The following is a 19,785-nucleotide window of genomic DNA, read 5'->3' as shown; positions in this document are numbered from 1 at the left end:
GAATAATGAGTGAGTCAGTTAAAGTTTTCTTCTCCTACTCACATAAAGACGAAGCATTAAGAGATGCACTGGCAGCACACTTGAGTTCTCTCGAATGGCAGAAAGTGATTTCGAGCTGGCATGACCGTAAGATTATGGCTGGGACAGAGTGGGATGCTGACATCAAATTTCAGATGGATGCAGCAGACATTATTCTGTTACTCATCAGCCCAGATTTTATTGCATCTAAATATTGCCGTGAAATTGAAATTCCCTATGCGATGCAACGGCATGAAGCAAAAGAAGCCTACGTTATCCCAATTATTCTGCGCCCTTTTGATTGGCAAGATTCTCCTTTTTCAAAGCTGCAAGCTTATCCCAAAGATGCAAAAGCAGTGACATCCTGGGAGAATATCGATGAGGCATTTGTTAGTGTAACTCAAGGGATTCGGACAGTCGCTAAATTTGTTTTTGAGCAACGTCAGCAACGATTACAACAAAAAGAAGCAGATAAAGCGAGATACCTTAAGAAGGTCGAAGAAGTCTTATCGGATGGCAAAATCTCTGTTATTGAACAGGATACTCTTGATGAACTTCAAGAAGAACTGGGATTGACATCCGAGGAAGCTCGTGAAATTAGAGATGCTGCCTATTTGCCCTATAAAAAGTATGCCGAGAGCTTTGATAAATACAGACAAACGCTAAATAAGATTATTGCTCAAGGATATTACCCTTTTAATGATGAAACTCGGCGTGAATTAGAGCTAAGACAAAGAGATTTAGGGCTAAAACCTGAAGACGTAGAACAGATTGAAACACCAATCTTAAAACAGGCAGAAATCGAGTATCAGCAACGGCAAGAAGTAAAGGCTGTTCAACAGCATGAGGTTCAATCGCACTCATCTCAACCCTCCAGTGGAGAGGTGACTGCTGCAACCTCAGTCCCCCCTTTAACCAAAATAGAAAAACTCTCTACTAAAGATGAAGTAATTCTAGAGCTTTTAGACAGCCTGTTTGATGCTTTATCGAGTTCTAATATTGAGATTGGAATTGAGAAATTTAAGGGAATTGCTCACAGGTCTTTGTTGTTGAATGGACACATTGAACCCGGATTTCTCAAGCATAATCTCACTCCAGCATTCACAAAAACTGATCGCTATAAGCAGCCGATTCAAATTACTTCTAAAAAGTTGAGTGGAAGAACGAAGCTTGGTTTAAGAACAGACAAGGAGGAAGGTGAAGAAGAAATCTTTATGATTGCTCGTAATGACAAATCAGGTGGATTAGATGGTCAAGTCCGAATCTTCTTCCCTGCCAATGGTGAAGCTGCCAAGATATCGGGAGTGAGTTTGTAATCTATCTGCCTCATCCAATGCGAAATGTATCTATCTAGCTAACAGAAACCTTGAATCACCTGGATACTTTTTATGAAATGCCCCCAATGTCAGACTGAGAATAAACCCGACTCCCAATTCTGTTTCAATTGTGGTACGCCTCTCAAAACGTTTACTGCTCCTGATGATAGTGTCCGAGGCAGATCTTCATCTTCTGCAAAACGATATGCTCAGGGTAAAAATCCAACCATTGCTACAGTTCTTTCGTTCCTCATTGTTGGAGTAGGGCAATTTTATAATGGCGATGCGATCAAAGGAGTAGTGATGTTGGTCGGGGCGATCGTTTTGAGTTTTACGGTCGTAGGGTCAATTGGGATTTGGGTCTGGTCAATGATAGACGCCTATCAAGTTGCAAAGGGTAATACAAGTCTATGGAGTTGATTAAGATTGAGGGACTGAGTCCCCAGGAATATGAGCATCCATTTGACAAGAAAGCTCTGAATGCGTTGGAAAAAACACCCGGATTAGATCTATTAGTGCGAAAATTTTATGAACTCAGCACTGAGAAATTAATGCGACTTGAGTTCACTGGGAGTAATCTCAAGATCACTCCCAGTAGTTTTCCGGATGTGTATGAAATCCTGGAAGATGCCTGTGAGAACTTAAATCTGAAGACAACACCAGAATTTTATCTGCGCTATGACGATTACTTTCGTACTTTAGGATTTACCACTAACAACCTGCAAGGAATAACGGTAGGAGTGACCAATCCGCTCGTTGCCATTAGTGTTGAATGCATTGAAAGGTTTTCCAGACCAGAACTCCTATTCATCATCGGTTGTGAGATCGGTCGCATTAAGAGCCAACATGTTCTTTATGAAGATATTGCGCGCCTGATTCCAGTATTGAGTGGCGCAATTACAGCAGCCACATTTGGGTTTGCTGGGTTCAGTGTCTCGATCATGTCGGGATTAGACTTGGCACTAACCCAGTGGCTTAGAATGGCAGACTATACTGCCGATCGCGCAGGACTGTTGGCATGTCAAGATGTGAATGCAGCGATGATGGCGATGGCAAAGATTGCAGGATTGCCTAAGAAGTATTTTAATTCTTTCAATATTGATGATTTCATTACTCAGGCAAGAGAGTTTGAGGGCTTTGCCGACAATTTGCACAATAAGTTTCTAAAGGGCATCAGCTTGATGTACAGAGATCAAGCGTTTACGATCGCCCGTGCCAATGAGCTTTTAAAGTGGATCGACTCTGGCAGCTATCAAAGTGTTTTGGAGCGCAAAACAAGAATTCAGGCACCCCAAGCCCCCAAATTTTGCCGACATTGCGGGTCTGAACTGCAACCTTCTAATCTCTTTTGTCCCAGTTGTGGCAACAAGGTCATGCCAGTGTGAGCCAGGGTTTTATCGGTGGTGATGCACCAGCTGGGTGATGGCAGCGAACAGCACGTTGGGGTCGATGGGTTTCGCCAGATGAATTTGATAGCCTGCCTCAAAAGCCCTATTTTGATTCGTTTCCCCGATGTAGGCAGTAAGTGCGATCGCCGGAATATCTCGATTAGAATGCGGCGGCAGTGTGCGGAGTTTGCGAATGAAGGCGTAACCGTCTATTTGAGGCATTCCAATATCACTGATCAGGAGATCAAATTGGGCTTGAGCCAAGACCTGGAGGGCGTTTGTCGCAGAAGTAACCGTCGTCACGATCGCCCCCTCCTGCTCTAGCATTGCCCGAATCAAGTCGAGGGAATCGACCTCATCATCGACGACCATCACGCGCAGATTCTCTCCCAGTTGGGCAGGCTGAGGGGCAGAGGAATGAGGAACCCGATGACTTGCCCCGTACATCAACGGCAATTGCACTGTAAAGGTTGCACCTTGCCCTTCTCCAGCACTGGCAACGGTAATGATGCCTCCGTGTGCTTCGACAACTTGACGGGCGATCGCCAATCCCAGTCCTAAGCCACCAAAGGAACGAGTCGTCGAGCTATCTTGTTGTCGAAATAGCTCAAACACATAGGGGAGAAAATCGGGATGAACCCCCTTCCCGGTATCGCTAACTGTGATCTGGGCGTAGGACTGGAGGGGGGTAGAGACTGCGGAGGACAGGGATTCTCCTACCCTGTCCTTGACGACCTTTTCCAGGCGTACGGTCACCCGCCCACCCGTAGGAGTGAATTTGATGGCATTGGATAGCAAATTCCAGACCATCTGTTGCAGTCTGCCTGCGTCTCCTTTGACCTGCCCGACAGCGGGATCGAGTTGCACATCCAGCGCAATTAATTTAGCTTCTGCGGCTAAACGCACGGTTTCTAAAGCAGCAGCGATCGGCTCAGAGAGAAAAATGGTGGCAAAGTTTAAGGTGATTTTGCCGCGAATAATGCGAGAAATATCGAGCAGATCATCAATCAGTTGCGCTTGCTGTCTGGCATTGCGCTCGATGGTGCTCAAGCCATGTTGGAGCCTTTCAGAAGAGGGATTTGACGTTTGTAGCAGCTTTGCCCAGCCCAAAATTGGGTTGAGTGGTGTTCGCAGTTCGTGAGAGAGAATGGCGAGAAATTCATCCTTCATTCGGTTGGCGCGTTCTGCTGCTTCGCGTGCTGCCTGTTCCTGGGCGATCGCCATACGAAGGCGTTCCTCATTCTCCCGCAGGGCTTCCTCAGAGCGTTTGCGCTCCGTAATCTCTTCACACACAGTGCTAATGCCAATGACGCGATCGCCATCCTTCAAGGGCAAAAAACTTTCGAGCCAGACTCGCTGTACGCCCGGTTGGGCGGGTGTCTCTCCCACGACTTCAACATTGAGGAGCGGTTCACCTGTCTCAAAAATAGGACGTAGCAATGCTTCAGCCGTATCGGCAATGTCTGGCAACAACTCTCGCACCGTTCGCCCGATGTGTTCCTCAACGGAAAACCCATTGATTTCTGCCAATTTTTCGTTAATTCGCACAAAGCGTAAATCAGCATCGAGAACGTTTAACCCAATCGGAGCAGACTGATAAATGGTTTCAATCTCAGCCAGTTGTCGTTGCAGCAATTTCTGGCTCTCCTGTAGGGCTGCATTGGCTTGCTCAAGTTGAAGTGTGCGTTCAGCAACTCGCTGTTCTAATTGCTGATTGACCCGTTGCAAGGCAAATTCCAGTTCACGCCGCTCGGTGACATCGGTATGAGAACCTATCATGCGTAACACAGTGCCATCTTCATTCCAAATTGCCTGCCCACGATCGAGAATCCACTTGTAGCTGCCGTCTTTGCACAATACCCGATGTTCGGTGACGTAAAACGGTGTTTTTTGAGCAAAGTGATCTTGAATGGTCTGCATCACCCAGGTCAAATCGTCGGGGTGAACTCGCTGTTTCCACTCGTCGAGGTGATTGCTGACCTCATGCTCCTCGTAGCCCAGCATGGTTTTCCATCGGGTTGAGAAAAACACCTCGTTTGTTTGCACATTCCAATCCCAAACGCCATCATTACTGCCACGCAGGGCTAACTGCCAGCGTTCTTCGCCCGTTTGCAGAGCCACTTCTGTTTGCTTTTGTTGGGTCATGTCACGGGCAACGCAATACAGGACGCCGCGTTCGATTTGGGGAGAAGCCGTCCAGACTAAGCAGCGATAGGAGCCATCTTGTGCCCGATAGCGATTTTCAAAGTAGAGAGTGGGTGCGCCTGCCTTGAGCTTTTCCATTTCTGCCCGGGTGGCAGCATGGTCGTCTGGATGAACAAAGTCGATAAAGGGATGGGCTAAGAACTCGGCTTCGGGATAGCCCAACGTCTGGGTAAAGGCAGGGTTCACCCGTTTAAAGTAGCCATCTAACCCAATCACGGAGAATAAATCGAGCGATCGCGCAAAGAAAAACGCTTCCTCAGACCCCGCCTCAGACGGCTCTTGCATTTGAGGCGTTGATGGGGCAAGTTTCGAGATACCGTTGGATTGAGCTATTTCTTCAGAAGGCATACGCAGCTATCGAGTTCGAGAGGTGGACGATTTAAACGATGCTGGGGAAATCAATAGTTACTAGAACTCACGAGTAAAAACCCCCTTCGATCTTATCGAAACACATCTCTGGAGTAGATTTTCCTTAGCTCCTGCAAGGGAGGGATTTAAGGGGTGGATGATTTGTGTCAGAGTTGCGTAGGCATGGCTTCTGCTCTGGAGTGAGGTGGACGCGAAGCTGCAATGTTTTGTGAATAAATGAAACCTGTTGTTGACGACATCACGTCTTCTTGCAGGAGATCTCAAGCGATGACTCCTGTCGCAACAGAAAGGAGAGGGTATGTGAGCTACGCCTTCAGGGGTTTTGCCCCTATACCCTGTCCTGATCCATCGTTCGACTCTTCTACCAATTGACAGTTAAGACAGTAAAAAAGTGGTTCAATTCAATATCGATCGCGTCCTACAGAAAACGGGTGCTCTCCTGGGCTTGAGCCTGACGATCGCGTCAACCCACGTCGCGATCGCCCCTTCCCTGACGCTGGCACAAGTGTTATCCAACTCCTCCGCCCCAAACTGCCAGGCAGAGCGGCAGCAAACCCAGGAAGCGGCATTAAATGCCTTGCTGGTGCAGGCAGAACAAGCGATCGCCAGTGGACAGGCTGATCAGGCTTCCCGTGTTCTCCTGCAAGCCCTTCAACAACTTCGAGCGATGCCAAATTCACCCATTCGAGTCAGCCTGCTAGAACGATTGGTTGGCAGTGTTGGGGAAAACGTGGCATACACCAGTCCTTTGGATCAGTTAGTGCGGGCGGTATCACCTCAACGACCGCAAGCGGCTTTAGCGGTGTTGTCGGCTGCCTTTGACCTGACACGCACGGTCAGCAACAGCTACAGTGCCTCTAAAACTCGCACGCTGATTGCTCTCGCCAATGACTACGCTCAGTTAAGACAACCCGACCAGAGCCATCGCATCCTCACCGAAGCTCTGACCACGAGCAATACGATTCAGGGAGCAGAGTTCAAAGCGATCGCCCTGATTGGAATTGCCGAAGCCTATGTGAATGCTGAGCAGCGCGATCGGGTTGCCCCCATCCTGGAGCGATCGCTGCAATCGGTACAAGCCATCCCCAATCCCAATGCCTACCGTAAAGCTGCCGCAATCGAGCGAATTGCCAGTCTCTACGCCCAGATTGGTCAGGTTGACCGTGCGCTGCAAGTGGCTCGGCTGATCGAGGGGACATACCAGCCCAACGTGACGCTGGCGATCGCCAATCAATACGCGGAACTGGGGCAGATCGATCGCGCCCTGGAGGTTCTGCAAAGCGTTCGGTTGCCGGAACAAAAAGCCCCTGCTCTAGCTGCGATCGCCGGACGGGTGACGGCTCAGCAACCGCAGCGAGCGGCTCAACTGTATACCCAGGCAGTGACAACGGCGCGAGCGTCGCAAAACGCGGAGGTGCTTGCTACAGTGGCGTTGCGCTATGTCGAGGCAGGGGGGTTGGTGGCAACGGCAGATGAGACGATTCAGGCGATCGCAAATCCAGGGGTACAGGCTCCCGCATTGGGGGCGATCGCACTCGCCTACGCCAGAGCAGGACAGGAAGACCGGGCTGATGCTCGCTTGACCCAGGCGATTGAGCGGTTGGGGACGATTCCAGAAGGGGGCGATCGCCTTCCAGTGCTGCAACGATTGATCGACCAAGCGGCTCAAAGCGGACGTTATGACTACGCCTTGCGTATTGCTGAAACCATTCAACCGGGGGAGTCTGCGCCTTTTGAACGGGTTGAGGTGTTGACCCAACTGGCAGAACGGGCGATCGCCGCCCATCGCCATGACGCAGCCTTGCAAATCATAGAGCAGATTCCACCCAGTTTTGCCAGTTGGCGCGATCGCCTCTATCCGCCAATCTTGCGGGAGTTGGTACAAACGGAGTCCCTGGATCAAGCGATCGCCATCGCTCAACAGGAAACCGCCGACCCCAGCTTTCAACCTCGAATGCTGGCGGTGATCGCCGCACAAGCGAAACGAATGGGACAGACTGAGCAATCGACTACCCTCTTTAACCGGGCGATTCAACTCGCCAACCAGATCGACTATGCCTCGACCCAAGCAGAAGTCCTGGGGGCGATCGCGCAAGCCTACCTGACCGCAGGGCAACCGGAGCAAGCAACGCAATGGCTGAATCAAACCATTGCAACCGCGCAAGCGATCGAGGATGTGCCCAGTCGTTCCCACACACTGCGAACCATCGCCGAACAGTTGACCTTCGCCAATTACCATCGAGCCGCTATTCAAGTGGCAGAGGCAATTCCAGATGCATCTGAACGACTGGCTAAGTTGAATGAAGCGATGGAGAAGGCGATCCATGCCGGAGACGTGACCACCCTGCTGACGGTTCTCAATCGGTTGGATAATCCGGTGCTCAAAACGCGCTGGCTGATTGCACTTGCCGATCGCCACAGGCAATTTGGTGAGGTAACTCAGGCGAGAACGATGTTGAACCAGGCATTACAAACCGCTCGCACGGTTCCGGGAAATGAATCACAAATGCTGACTGTGCGAGGCGGTGAAAGCTCGCTGGTGGTTGAGGATGATCAAGATCGGGGCAGTTTTTTGATGGCGATCGCCGTTCGCTATGCCCAAATGGGTCAACTTCCACAAGCCCAACAGATCGTTCAAATGCTGGAAAGTACAACGTTGCGGCAACAGTTAACGCAACAAATTAACTGTTATCGCTAACCCACACCTGAAATTTGTATGACTCACCAACTTTCTCGTTTTTCTAAACCTGCAAAACTTTCTGCGATCGCAGTAATAACGTTTGCAGTTCTTTTTCTCCTCTGGTTAATGACTCCTGTTTTGTCACAAGAGTCACTCGAAGAGAAGGTGTTTAACGAAGTTTGGCAAACTATCAATGCCAACTTTTATGATGACACCTTTAATGGAGTGGACTGGGCAAGTCAGCGAGACAAATACAAACCGCAAGCCTTACAGGCACGCACTCGTGAAGCGTTTGCAACGGTAATCAATCAGATGCTCGCTGACTTGAAAACCTCCCATACGTACTTCTACACGCCCAATGAAACGGCTTATTACCAACTGTTAGGGATCTTTCAACCAGACATTCAAGAGTTGCCCCCCGCTGCAAAATCCCTTTTCCCCAACGGCAAATATGAGTACACAGGCATTGGTCTGTTTACCAAGACCATGAATGGCAAAACCTTTGTCAGTGCAATTTTAGACGGTAGCCCAGCGGCAACGGCGGGGGTGATGGTGGGTGATGAACTGCTCAGCGTGGATGGCAACCCCTACCAGGCGATCGAATCATTTGCAGGCAAAGCCGGACAACGTGTAACGCTATTGATTCAACGATCTGCGGATCCGACCAGTCAGCAAGCAATTGACGTGACTCCCCAGACCTTTGATACAACAACCCTGTTCAAAGAAGCACAACAGGCAAGCACGCAGATCATCGAACAGCAGGACAACCGCATTGGCTACATTCACATCTGGTCAAATGCGGCTGACTTTCATCAGGAGCAGATGCTGGAGGAGTTGATGTTTGGCGAATTGTCGCGGGCAGATGGACTAGTGCTGGATATCCGCGACGGATGGGGCGGCGGTTCGATCGCCTATCTCAATTTCTTCACCGGGGAAAGTCCGAGTGTGACCAGCATTCGGCGCAATGGCGATACATTCGTCGCCAATTATCGCTGGCAAAAGCCAGTTGTGCTGCTGATCAATGAGGGCAGCAGAAGCAGCAAGGAAATCATTGCTTTTGGCTTTCGGCAGGCCAACCTGGGGGCGATCGTCGGCACGACGACCGCTGGGGCAGTTGTGGCAGGACGCGGATTTGTTATGCAAGATGGCAGTTTGCTCTACGTTGCCGTTGCCGATGTTTTGGTAGACGGAAACCAACGATTAGAAGGCAAAGGAGTTGCCCCAGATATTCCCGTAGCATTTCCGCTGGAGTATGCAGCAGGCGTTGACCCACAAAAACAGCAGGCGATCGCCACACTCACAACCGTCCTTGAGCAGCAGAACCAGCCTTGACTGCGGCTTGACAGCTATAGCCATAGCCACATTCGATGGGCGGAGGCGAGTCAGGAAGCTCTCCTAGAATCAGAGTTTGAGCCATTGCCTTTGCCTCAAGCTTTCTGACCAAAGCTATGTAGCAGTACTCACTAAGGTTAGGACGGGGTGCAGGGGTAGAACCCCTGGCTGGGGCTGCGCCCCCATACCCCCTGGTTTTATTTCCAAACCCTATCTGTGAATCACAGTACTTAGGATCATGAATTAAATAACCTGAAAAATGGCAACCCCCTGTACGGGCGCGGCATTCGGCAGAGGGTTCTGAAACAATGGCAAGGGCTTTTGACCGAATGCACGCCCCTACGCCAGGAATTACACCTTAATCAATTCGCGATCCTGAGGAGGCGATCGCCCCATTCACCCGTCATCCCTTGAGTCTGCTATCCCTCACCGAATTCACTCCGGAGGCAGATTTATAAATCTGCCAAATGGTAGAGCATTTGAGGGGATATTTTGCAGCAACTACCCAACAATGGCGATTTGAAACGACTACGGCAACGCAACGGTTGTTGTGAATCGTCTGCTGGTTAGCCCCCCATCAAACCTATTCCTGATCAATGCTTGCAACGAGACAACTATGACATCCGAGCGGATTGTGCCATTGAGCGAGTATCATCGCCTGCCGCAAACAGCCCAAACGTCTGATTGGTACAAGCGTCTGCTAGAAGTTGTCTGCAACAATGCCACGCTTGCCCTCTTCATCATGGATGAGCACCAGCAGTGTGTGTATATGAACCCCGCCGCAGAAACGCTGACGGGTTATACGCTGGCTGAGACCCAGGGACATCCTCTGCATAACGTGATTCACCATACTCGTCCTGATGGTCGCCCCTATCCCCTGTGTGAGTGCCCGATCGATCGGGCGTTTCCCCAAAACAACCAGGAGCAGGGTGAGGAAGTCTTTGTCCACAAGGACGGTCACTTTTATCCGGTGGCTTATACAGCTAGTCCCATTCGAGAAGGTGAGCGGGTCACAGGCACCATCATCGAGGTGCGAGACATCACCCAGGAAAAACTGGCAGAGCAGGCGCGACAGCAAGCTACCCAACGCGAACAGATCTTACATCGCGATGCAGAAATAGCTCGACAACGGGTAGAAACCGTTCTCTCCAGCATTAGTGATGGGGTCTTTATGCTCGATCGCACCTGGCGTTATACCTACGTCAACGATCGCCTCTGTGAGATGGCGGGCAAGTCGCGGGACGACATGCTGGGTTACAACAACTGGGAACTTTTTCCAGAGGCGGTGAATACAGACGTGTACGTCCAGTTTCACCGGGCAATGTACGAGCAGGTGTCGCTGCAATTTGAGTATCTCCATCTTCCCTGGAATCGCTGGTTTGAATACCGTGTGTACCCATCCGATCAGGGAATCACCGTGTTTGCCGCTGAGATTAGCGATCGCAAACAGGCAGAAGCCGCTCTAGCGGTCAAATCGGCTGAGTTGCAGCACGTAACAGAAACCGTTGGCATTGGACTAACCCGTTGCAGTCGCGATTTACGTTATCTCTCTGCCAATCCTGCCTACGCTGAATTGGTTGGCATGACGGTAGACGAGATCGTCGGCAGGCCGATTGTGGAGGTGATGGGCGAAACCGCCTTCGAGGTGATTCGTCCCTACGTTGAGCAAGTCTTGCAGGGCGATCGCGTCGAATATGAAGCCGAATTTTCGCTGACAAAAGGGGAAGTGTGCTACCTGCATGTGGTCTATACTCCCGACGAAGACAGCAACGGCAGTGTTATTGGCTGGATTGCATCGATTATGGACATTAGCGATCGCAAGCGTAACGAAGCTGCCCTACGTCAAAGCGAAACCATTCTGAATGCCTTTATCGCCAGTTCGCCCGTTGGCATGGTGTTCTTTGACCGAGACTGGCGGTACATCTACGCCAATGAGGCCCTGGCGGCAATCAACGGTCTTCCCCTGGAGGAGCACATCGGACGAACCCTGCGAGACGTCTTGCCCCAGTGGGCACCGATTGTGGAACCCATTTTTCAGCAGGTGATCGACACCAAAACACCGCGACTCAACCAGGAAGTGGTGGGGGCAACGAACCCTGCTGATCTGGTGCGGCATTGCTTGATTAACTATTTCCCGGTGTGTCTGCCCGATGGAGATGTGATCGGGCTTGGCGTAACCGACCTGGACATCACCGAGCGCAGACAGGCAGAGGAAGCCCTGCGTCAGAGCGAAGAGCGGTTGCGGGTAGCGTTGCAAAATGCTCCCATTACCGTGTTTAACCAGGATCAGGAACTCCGTTATACCTGGCTCCATAACCCAGTGTTGTATGACCCACAGGAGATACTGGGCAAGTGCGATCGCGACTTTTTGCAACCTGAAGAGGCAGACCTGCTGACAACCATCAAACAACGGGTGCTCGACACGGGAGTCGGTGTCCGTGAAGACATCAAAATTACCAGAGATGGGGTGAACTACTACTACGACTTAACGATAGAACCCTTACGAGATACCAATCACAAGGTTATTGGGATTACGGGTGCTGCGATTAATGTCTCCAAAACCAAGCAGATTGAGATTGATCTGCGACAGAGCGAAGAGCGGCTCCGATTGGCAGTGGAAGGGGCGCAAATGGCAACCTGGGATGTAGATCTGAAAACCGGAAAAGCCATCTGGTCAGACCTCCATTTCACCATGTTGGGCTATGAGCCAACTCCCACAGGTGAAGCCTCAGAAGCCATGTGGGATAACCGCATCCATCCCGATGATGCAGAGCGGGTCGCGCAGGAATGGCACCAGTCTCGCCAACAGCGCAGGCTCTATCGTGCCGAGTATCGAATCGTCCGTGCCGATAATCAGCAAATTGCATGGCTGGCAGCGGTCGGCAACTTCACCTATGACCAGAACGGCGAACCGATCCGCTCGATTGGGGTGCTGTTTGATATCACAGAACGCAAACAAGCTGAAGAAGCTCTGCGGGAAAGCGAAGAACGCTTCCGAGTGTTGGCGGATTGCGCTCCGCCTCTAATCTGGCTCAACGGGGCTGATGGGGGGTGTGAGTTTGTCAACCAGGCCTATCTCGCTTTCTTTGGGAAGACCCTGGAGCAGGTACAGGGATTTGGCTGGCAACCCGACTTGCATCCAGACGATCTGGATCAGTATGTTTCCGCCTATTTAGAAGCATTTCGGGCGCAGAGGCCCTTTTACGGACAAGTAAGAGTCATGCGAGCCGACGGACAATATCGCTGGCTCGAATCCTACGGTCTGCCCCGACTCAGTGACTCTGGAGAGACGCTGGGCTATGTCGGCACCAGCTTTGATATCACCGATCGCAAACACGCTGAGGCAGACCTGCGCCAAAGCGAAGAACAACTGCGACTGGCAACAGAAAGTGCCAATTTAGGGATGTGGTTTTGGGATGTGACCAGCGACCAACTGGTCTGGACAGACCAGGCTAAAGCGATGTTTGGTCTACCGATTGATATCGAAATGTCGATGCAAGTATTTCTCAATGCTGTGCATCCAGACGATCGCCCCATGATTCAAGGGGTTGTGGATGACCTGCAAGTAGAGCCAATTCACACTGAAACCGAATATCGCACCCTGTGGGCAGATGGCACAGTGCGGTGGATTTTAGCCAGAGGCAATTCCACTTACGATGCCAATGGCACCTTGGTGGCAACACGAGGCGTGTTGATGGATATCACTGAGCGCAAACAAGCTGAAGCAGCACTCAGAGAAAGCATCGCTGTGCTCAATACCGTCAACCAGGCAACCCCGACCCTGATTTACGCCAAAGATCGCCAGGGACGGTTAGTCATGGCAAATCCGGCTACTATACGCTTGTTAGGTAAACCAGCAGAACAGCTAATTGGCACAACATCAGAGAATTTTCTCAACCTGGAAACAGCCGAGCAGGTGAATGAGAACGATCGCCACGTGATCGAAACGGGTGAGATCAGCGTCTTCGAGGAAGTGGTGGTCTTGCCTGAGGGAACGCGCACTTTTCTATCGACCAAATCGCCTCACCACGATGAACAGGGGAACGTGATTGGGCTGATTGGCGTTTCTACCGACATCACTGAGCGCAAGCAAGCTGAATTGGAACGGGAGCAGTTGTTAATTCGTGAACAAGCTGCACGAGAGGAAGCCCAAGCCGCGAACCGGATTAAGGATGAATTTCTGGCAGTGTTGTCCCATGAGTTGCGATCGCCCCTGAATCCAATTCTCGGTTGGACAAAGCTGATGCAAACTCAGACCTTTACCCCCGAAAAGACAGCCCAGGCACTCGCCACCATCGAACGCAACGCCAAACTACAAGCCCAATTGATTGAGGATCTGTTGGATGTCTCCCGGATTTTGCGCGGCAAAATGGTTCTCAATGTCGAGCCAATTAACCTGGTGACGATCATCGAAGCGGCGATCGAAACTGTCCGATTAGCGGCTGAGTCCAAGGGAATTACCCTGAGATTGGTGGTCAGCGATGGAGCCAATCAGTGGGAGCGTGGCAATATGAACCTGTGGGAGCGTGGCTTGAATGGAGCGTCCCCCCCTCTCCCCCTGCCCTCCTCTTGCCCTCCTGTCATCGAAGTCTGGGGAGACTCTGCCCGCCTTCAGCAGATCGTTTGGAACTTGCTCACCAACGCAGTCAAATTCACTCCTTATGCGGGTCAAGTCGAAGTGCAGTTGGCACCAGTCGGGGATGGGGAATGGGGCGTAGAAAGTGGGACATGGCAGATGGGAGCAGGGGAAACTCACCTCCATACAGACGCGATGGATCGCGTTTCTTCTGGCTCCCCTGCTTTTGCTCAAATCACCGTCTCTGACACTGGAAAGGGCATTGACCCCAACTTCTTGCCCCATGTGTTTGACTACTTCCGGCAAGAGGATGGAGCCACGACCCGCAAGTTTGGTGGGTTAGGACTGGGACTGGCGATCGTCCGACACCTCACCGAACAGCACGGCGGCACGATCCAGGCAGACAGCCCAGGAGAGGGGCAGGGAGCAACCTTTACGGTGCGATTGCCATTGTTAACCAGACGACGCAGCGAAGCCATTGACGAAGGGCAAGACCCTGACTCCCCAATGACCTCATCTCAGCATCCCCTGGCTGGGCTGCGAATCCTGGTTGTGGATGATGAAGCCGACATGCGCGAGTTGATGCTAACGGTTTTGGAAACCTATGGAGCACAGGTGAGCATAGTTCAATCCGCTAAGGAGGCATTGAGACTGTTGCAGCAAACTCAGCCTGATTTGCTGATCAGCGACATTGGTATGCCAGATATGGATGGATATATGCTGATTCAGCAGGTGAGAAAATTGCCCCCAGACAAAGGGAGATACATTCCAGCGATCGCCCTAACGGCCTATGCCAGCGAATTTGACCAACAGCAAGCCTTAGCGGCTGGGTTTCAACAACACATTGCCAAACCTGTGGAACCAGATGTTTTAGTAGAGGCGATCGCCACTCTCTTGCGGTTATAGCCGTAGCCCCATTCGATGGGGCGGAGGCGAGTCAGGAAGCTTTCCCAGAATCAGGGTTTGAGCCATTGCCTTTGCCTTAAGATTGCTAGCCAAAGCTATATATACCTCTTTGTTCTTTCAATGAGTTTGAGAACCAGGCATTGGGGGATTCTCCCCCAAAACCCCCTTAGCAGGCAATTCATAGCTCCGTTCAGCAACGCCCGATAAACCCATTACGATTGGCTTCTGTCCATCAGACCTCCACGGCAGATGGGTGAATCAATGCCTCAAATTGAGGATGCTGTCGAATTGAGTTGAAGTCTGCTTCGGTCAGGGCTAACTGCCGATACTCAGGGTTGAGGTCAATCGATTTACTTAAACTCTCCAGTGCCAGGTCAATCTTGCCCCATTGGGCATAGCAGCGAGCTTTGTGGTTCCAGGCTTTGGCGTAATCGGGTTGAATTTCAATGGCTTTGTCGTAGGAAGCGATCGCCTCTTCATAGCGACCCAGTTCCTTCAAAATGCTGCCCCGGTTATCCCAACTGCGATAGGCTTGCGGGTCAAGTTCAATCGCTCGATCAAAACAGGCGATCGCGTCCTCATATCGCCCATACACTCTAAGGGTGTAACCCTTGGTATACCAGGCTCTCCGATAGTCAGGTCTTAACTCAATTGCTTTGTCATGTGAGGCGATCGCTTGCTCATACTGCCCTAACCGTCGCAGGCTAATGGCTTGATTGATCCAAATTTCAGGATCATCTGACTTGAGGCGAATCGCTTCACGATAGGATTCCAATGCATCTTGATAGCGTCCTTCAAAATAAAACGCTTCCCCTTGCTTCACATAATCGCTGGCAGTCAGAAGTAACTTAGGTGTTGTTGACTGTAACTTAACCAGTTCTTCAGTCAGTTCTTGAATACGTTGCTGAATATCTGTTGGTACAGAATCGACGTGTGCTGGAGATGGTGTTAATTCATCAATTTCTTGCAAGAGTTGCGCTTTAAGGGGTTGTGCATTTAAGGCTTCTGCTGTCTGTAATTGCAAGATTGAGAGTTGTTTTGAAAACTCTACTTGTAACTCATTGAGTTGTTGTTTGACTTCCTCAACGGCTTGTCTCGCCTGTTGTTCTTCTTGTTGGAGTCGCTTGATTGTTTCTGACACAATTTGCTCTACAACACTGTTATGAGCTTCTTCTGATAATTGTTTTTCAACTTCTTCTCGTAATACTTTTCGCGTCTCAGCAACCGCTTCTTGAACGATGCCCTGACGCAACCAGAAGGAGGCGATCGCAATCACAATCGGTGTGAGTGTTAAGACCGTTAATAAGATATTGAGCAGAATGGTATTGGCACTGTAGGCGCGATCGACCTCGTCCTGCACCATATCACGAACGCCAGCATTGTTCTTTAACTCTTCTTCTAACAACGCCTCCATCCGTTTCTCTTCGCGCAGTTGTTCTAACTCGTCCTGGGGTGAGATGGGCGACGGCATTGGAGATGTAGTCGTCGGGGATGTAGTCGTAGGAGTTGTAGCTGTCGGGGATGGACTTTGAGCAACGGCACCTGGAGCGATCGCTAACCACAAACAACTCGTTAACAACCATCCCCAATGTTGAGTCTTCATGCAACTACCCAGAACAGGTTGTGTATAGACTAGCACAGAGATTTTTAAAGCAAATCCCCGAAATCTTTGAGATTTCAGGGAATTTAAGGAAATTGCATTCAATTGAGATTTCTGAGAAAAAACGACCCATCATTTTCGGTAGGGGCGTTTCGCGAAACGCCCTTACAGATATTCGTCTCCTGGAGATCTCCTAAGCACCGACGGCTTCTTTCGCGGCATACATCACTTCAATCGTGATTTCGCTCAAGTTGCGATCGCGAGCAAATTTCTCGGTGTTGCGTTTCACCTTACTCCGCACAAATCCGGGCACTTTGTTAAGTTCCGTCTGTGCTTCACGAGTCCAACTGAGATCTGAATCGGCTGAGATCGTTTTTGTCACGACTTCTTTAGTGTCATGGCCGCCAAAGATCTCTAGCAGATGATCTTCCATTCCTAACGTAAAGGAGTTGTAGATCAAATCGACGATCTGGTTGCTCCCTTCATAGCCCACAAACGGTTTGTAACCGATGGGGAAGTTCTGAATGTGGATGGGAGCCGCAATCACACCGCAGGGAATATCCAACCGCTTGCCTACATGGCGTTCCATCTGGGTGCCAAAGATGGCCGCAGGTTCTGCACGGGCGATCGCATCCCCAATTGCGCCATTGTCGTCACTGATGATAACTTCGTCGCAATAGTCTTTGACCTGCTCCCGGAACCAATCGGCATCGTACTTGCAGTAAGTGCCTGCCCAGACCACATGGATGCCCATCTCCCGTGCCAGGACTTTAGTAATTGCCGCCGCATGGGTGTTATCCCCAAACACAACGGCTTTTTTCCCCGTCAGGTTTTGGCAGTCGATGGAGCGAGAGAACCAGGCGGCTTGCGAGACAAACAAGGTTTGCTCGTTGATGTAATCCTCGTAATTGACATTAGCTCCCTGCTCATTCAACACCTTTTGAATCGCTCGCAGACATCGGGCGGTTTCAACGACTCCCATCGGCGTAATGTCGATACAGGGAATGCCAAATTCTTCTTTGAGATAATTGGCTGCCAACAGCCCAATTTCTCGATAAGGCACCAGGTTAAACCATGCTTGTGGCAGCTTCTTCAACTCGTGAACCGTTGCCCCATCCGGGATCACGGCGTTAATCTCAATTCCCAGATCCGCCATGAGCTTCCGCAATTCGCGACAATCATGCTGATTATGAAACCCCATCGTGGTCGTACCAATGATGTTGACCGATGGCTTTTCGGTTTTGCCAACTGGCAGTTCCCCTTTTTTGCGGGCTTTCTCAATGTAAAATTGCACGATTTGATGCAAGGTGCGATCGGCAGCTTGTAGCTCATTAGCTCGATAGTGGTTGACATCTGCCAACATCACATCGCCCTTAGACTCAAGCTGGGCACGTTGAACAAAGTTCTGCAAATCCTCCTGCAAAATGCTGGAGGTACAGGTGGGAGTCAACACAATTAGATCAGGAGATTCTTCCTGATCCTTACGAGTGATGTTATCTACGACCTTTTCTTGCGAACCCCGCGCTAACACATGGCGATCGACAACGCTGGTGGTGACAGGGGTAAAGTCACGCTCACGCTCTAGCATGGAGCGCATGACGTTGAAGTAGTCATCGCCCAGTGGTGCATGCATGATGGCGTGGACGTTTTTAAAGGAACTGGCAATGCGGAGGGTGCCGATGTGGGCGGGTCCTGCATACATCCAGTAAGCCAATTTCATATCAGGGAGTCTCCGTTGAAATAAGGGTCGGCTGACCGATGAGGCTGACTGTTAACGGTGGCTGTTAACGAAGCTGTTTACTAAACAGGGGTTAACCAGAATTTGTTAACGAACGAGGCTATAGGCTATTGCCCTTGATTGTCTCAAAGATGTCGAGTTTGTGAGCGGATACGAATCGAAAAGATTGTTGAAGAAGAGGTGGGGGCGATCGCTCAACCCTTTACGTATCAAATCTTTTGAAATTTCTTCCTAACAATTCTGATTCAATTACCTGACACGATTCTTAATGAGTTGTGACAGAACTCAAACTCTTTTCTAGTTCCTGGCAAGCTAACCTCTTTGGAAATTTCGTTCAATGGTGGTTGGAGCCGATCGCCTACACCATCAAGTGACGAAGTCAAGCTAAAGAACCCATTTCTAAGAATGATTGCCAATAAGTTGTGGCGATCGCAACTAAATCTGCTTCTCAAATTTCCTGCTGAAACGCTTGAACCGCTGCTGCAAAATCTGGCTCAGCCATCAAGATGCAGCGTTTGAGTAAATCGATATCGAGGTGCTCTAATCCGGGTAGCTCACTGCGAGCGATCGCTTCATAACCCTGGTTACGCCAATGAAACAGGCTCAGAGTGCCATCCTCCCACAGCCAAACTTCAGGAACCCCTAGAGCCTGATAGCGTGCCAGTTTATTGCCACCGCTGCTAAAAATGACCTCAATTGATAGGTCAGGAATGGGTTTAGATTCGCCAATGCAATAAGACTGATCTGCTTGGACTGACGCTTGTCTTTCCTGTTCTTGAGTCTTTGCTCCTGTTGGCTTGAAAGGAATCCCAGTTTTTAAGAAAAAAGTCGTCAGTAGATAGCCAATGACATGAGAAAAGAATTCGTGATCTTCTCCTGGCATGAGAATTTCGATTGTTTCTTGGTAGTAAGACAGTTTGGCACCTGGAGTTTCTTCAAAGCCTTGCTGAATCAGCTTAAATTTCTCCCAAGTTCCCTGGATGACAATGCGCTGGTCCGTCGATTTTTGCAGCAGTTGTGTCATGGGGTTAGCCTCGCTCCACGATGGCTCCAACATATCTCACGTGTTCCCAAGCCTCAATGCTAGTATAAATGACTGCCCGTCAGCACTTTCATCAAGACTTCATAACACTATCCTGTTAATCACTACAAACTAAAGGGCATTTTGGAATTGAAGTATTTATCGTTAGGAGATTTTCTGATGGGATTATTTGACTCTTTTCGTCAAGCTGGTATTCAAAAGAGCCGAGTCACTCTTGGTCCGGCTGAAGCTTTTGTAGCACTGATGCTTATTGTTGTGTCCTCTGATGGGTATTTAGCAGAGGATGAAATGCGCCTTCTAAATGCAACTTTCAACCGCATGAAGCTCTTTCGTAGCTATTCCAGTGATGTCATGTTGCGAATGATAGATAGCTTGTGTAATACATTGCGACGAGATGGAGCCAAAGTTCTATTTGCTGCTGCAATCGAAACGTTACCTCACGATCTTTACGATACTGCTTTTGCGATCGCAACTGATTTAATATTGGCAGATGGTGAAGTAACCCAAGAGGAAGAAGATCTTTTGGGCAGCTTGTGTCGAGCTTTAGACTTGCCAAACGATTTGGTAAATCAAGTTATTCGCGTAATGATAATCAAAAATAAGGGTTAACTGACT

12 protein-coding genes are annotated in these 19,785 nt (G+C 50.0%); 7 read left to right on the top strand and 5 right to left on the bottom strand.

All coding sequences use genetic code 11. The features are described from left to right. Nucleotides 1–5 precede the first annotated feature (5 nt). The 3 genes from H6G89_RS16215 (at nucleotide 6) to H6G89_RS16205 (ending at nucleotide 2,719) form a co-directional block, all read left to right on the top strand. Nucleotides 6–1,334: a toll/interleukin-1 receptor domain-containing protein gene (locus H6G89_RS16215; RefSeq protein WP_190508158.1), complete on the top strand. Its 1,329-nt coding sequence runs from the start codon at nucleotides 6–8 to the stop codon at nucleotides 1,332–1,334. A 72-nt stretch (nucleotides 1,335–1,406) separates the two neighbouring features. After that, complete coding sequence (locus H6G89_RS16210) at nucleotides 1,407–1,754, top strand: zinc ribbon domain-containing protein (RefSeq protein ID WP_190508157.1); 348 nt, start codon at nucleotides 1,407–1,409, stop codon at nucleotides 1,752–1,754. Next, nucleotides 1,745–2,719: a M48 family metallopeptidase gene (locus tag H6G89_RS16205; RefSeq protein WP_190508155.1), complete on the top strand. Its 975-nt coding sequence runs from the start codon at nucleotides 1,745–1,747 to the stop codon at nucleotides 2,717–2,719. The genes H6G89_RS16210 and H6G89_RS16205 overlap by 10 nt, the downstream gene beginning before the upstream one ends. Nucleotides 2,720–2,728: 9 nt before the next feature. Here H6G89_RS16205 and H6G89_RS16200 read toward each other — a convergent pair whose 3' ends face one another. Continuing rightward, nucleotides 2,729–5,275, bottom strand: coding sequence for a PAS domain-containing hybrid sensor histidine kinase/response regulator (locus H6G89_RS16200; RefSeq protein ID WP_190508153.1), 2,547 nt, complete (start codon nucleotides 5,273–5,275; stop codon nucleotides 2,729–2,731). Between the two features lie 412 nt (nucleotides 5,276–5,687). Here H6G89_RS16200 and H6G89_RS16195 point away from each other — a divergent pair, with 412 nt between their 5' ends. Together H6G89_RS16195 and H6G89_RS16190 are read left to right on the top strand one after the other, a co-directional pair. Further along, nucleotides 5,688–7,994, top strand: coding sequence for a tetratricopeptide repeat protein (locus H6G89_RS16195; protein ID WP_190508150.1), 2,307 nt, complete (start codon nucleotides 5,688–5,690; stop codon nucleotides 7,992–7,994). 18 nt (nucleotides 7,995–8,012) lie between these two features. Continuing rightward, entirely contained in the window at nucleotides 8,013–9,308 is a 1,296-nt protein-coding gene (locus H6G89_RS16190; RefSeq protein ID WP_190508148.1) for a S41 family peptidase, read from the top strand. Here H6G89_RS16190 and H6G89_RS16185 read toward each other — a convergent pair. Beyond that, nucleotides 9,274–9,420, bottom strand: coding sequence for a hypothetical protein (locus H6G89_RS16185; protein ID WP_190508147.1), 147 nt, complete (start codon nucleotides 9,418–9,420; stop codon nucleotides 9,274–9,276). The genes H6G89_RS16190 and H6G89_RS16185 overlap by 35 nt on opposite strands. Nucleotides 9,421–9,924: 504 nt before the next feature. On the opposite strand from H6G89_RS16185, the gene H6G89_RS34460 reads away from it, so the two are divergent. After that, the gene (locus H6G89_RS34460; RefSeq protein WP_199336756.1) at nucleotides 9,925–14,790 is read left to right on the top strand and encodes a hybrid sensor histidine kinase/response regulator; all 4,866 of its coding nucleotides are present in this window, start codon (nucleotides 9,925–9,927) and stop codon (nucleotides 14,788–14,790) included. Nucleotides 14,791–15,022: 232 nt separating this feature from the next. Here H6G89_RS34460 and H6G89_RS16150 read toward each other — a convergent pair whose 3' ends face one another. The 3 genes from H6G89_RS16150 to H6G89_RS16140 all read right to left on the bottom strand — a co-directional run bounded on the left by H6G89_RS16150 (nucleotide 15,023) and on the right by H6G89_RS16140 (nucleotide 19,152). Further along, the gene (locus tag H6G89_RS16150; RefSeq protein WP_190508145.1) at nucleotides 15,023–16,393 is read right to left on the bottom strand and encodes a tetratricopeptide repeat protein; all 1,371 of its coding nucleotides are present in this window, start codon (nucleotides 16,391–16,393) and stop codon (nucleotides 15,023–15,025) included. Nucleotides 16,394–16,583: 190 nt separating this feature from the next. Next, a complete protein-coding gene (gene bchB / locus H6G89_RS16145) occupies nucleotides 16,584–18,110 on the bottom strand; it encodes a ferredoxin:protochlorophyllide reductase (ATP-dependent) subunit B (protein WP_190508143.1) in 1,527 nt (508 codons plus the stop codon). Between the two features lie 466 nt (nucleotides 18,111–18,576). Next, a complete protein-coding gene (locus H6G89_RS16140; protein WP_190508141.1) occupies nucleotides 18,577–19,152 on the bottom strand; it encodes a Uma2 family endonuclease in 576 nt (191 codons plus the stop codon). 177 nt (nucleotides 19,153–19,329) lie between these two features. On the opposite strand from H6G89_RS16140, the gene H6G89_RS16135 reads away from it, so the two are divergent. Continuing rightward, on the top strand, nucleotides 19,330–19,779 hold the full coding sequence (locus tag H6G89_RS16135; protein ID WP_190508139.1) for a tellurite resistance TerB family protein: 450 nt from the start codon (nucleotides 19,330–19,332) through the stop codon (nucleotides 19,777–19,779). Nucleotides 19,780–19,785: the final 6 nt, after the last annotated feature.

The sequence above is a fragment of the Oscillatoria sp. FACHB-1407 genome, from assembly GCF_014697545.1.
Lineage (GTDB): Bacteria > Cyanobacteriota > Cyanobacteriia > Elainellales > Elainellaceae > FACHB-1407.
The sequence above is the reverse complement of the archived record's forward strand: the minus strand, read 5'-3'. Positions and strand labels throughout refer to the sequence as shown.

Coding starts and splice junctions, on each gene's coding strand:
- H6G89_RS16215 (WP_190508158.1), top strand. CDS start 6: ATGAGTGAGTCAGTTAAAGTTTTCTTCTCCTACTCACATAAAGACGAA.
- H6G89_RS16210 (WP_190508157.1), top strand. CDS start 1,407: ATGAAATGCCCCCAATGTCAGACTGAGAATAAACCCGACTCCCAATTC.
- H6G89_RS16205 (WP_190508155.1), top strand. CDS start 1,745: ATGGAGTTGATTAAGATTGAGGGACTGAGTCCCCAGGAATATGAGCAT.
- H6G89_RS16200 (WP_190508153.1), bottom strand. CDS start 5,275: ATGCCTTCTGAAGAAATAGCTCAATCCAACGGTATCTCGAAACTTGCC.
- H6G89_RS16190 (WP_190508148.1), top strand. CDS start 8,013: ATGACTCACCAACTTTCTCGTTTTTCTAAACCTGCAAAACTTTCTGCG.
- H6G89_RS34460 (WP_199336756.1), top strand. CDS start 9,925: ATGACATCCGAGCGGATTGTGCCATTGAGCGAGTATCATCGCCTGCCG.
- H6G89_RS16150 (WP_190508145.1), bottom strand. CDS start 16,393: ATGAAGACTCAACATTGGGGATGGTTGTTAACGAGTTGTTTGTGGTTA.
- bchB (WP_190508143.1), bottom strand. CDS start 18,110: ATGAAATTGGCTTACTGGATGTATGCAGGACCCGCCCACATCGGCACC.
- H6G89_RS16140 (WP_190508141.1), bottom strand. CDS start 19,152: ATGACACAACTGCTGCAAAAATCGACGGACCAGCGCATTGTCATCCAG.
- H6G89_RS16135 (WP_190508139.1), top strand. CDS start 19,330: ATGGGATTATTTGACTCTTTTCGTCAAGCTGGTATTCAAAAGAGCCGA.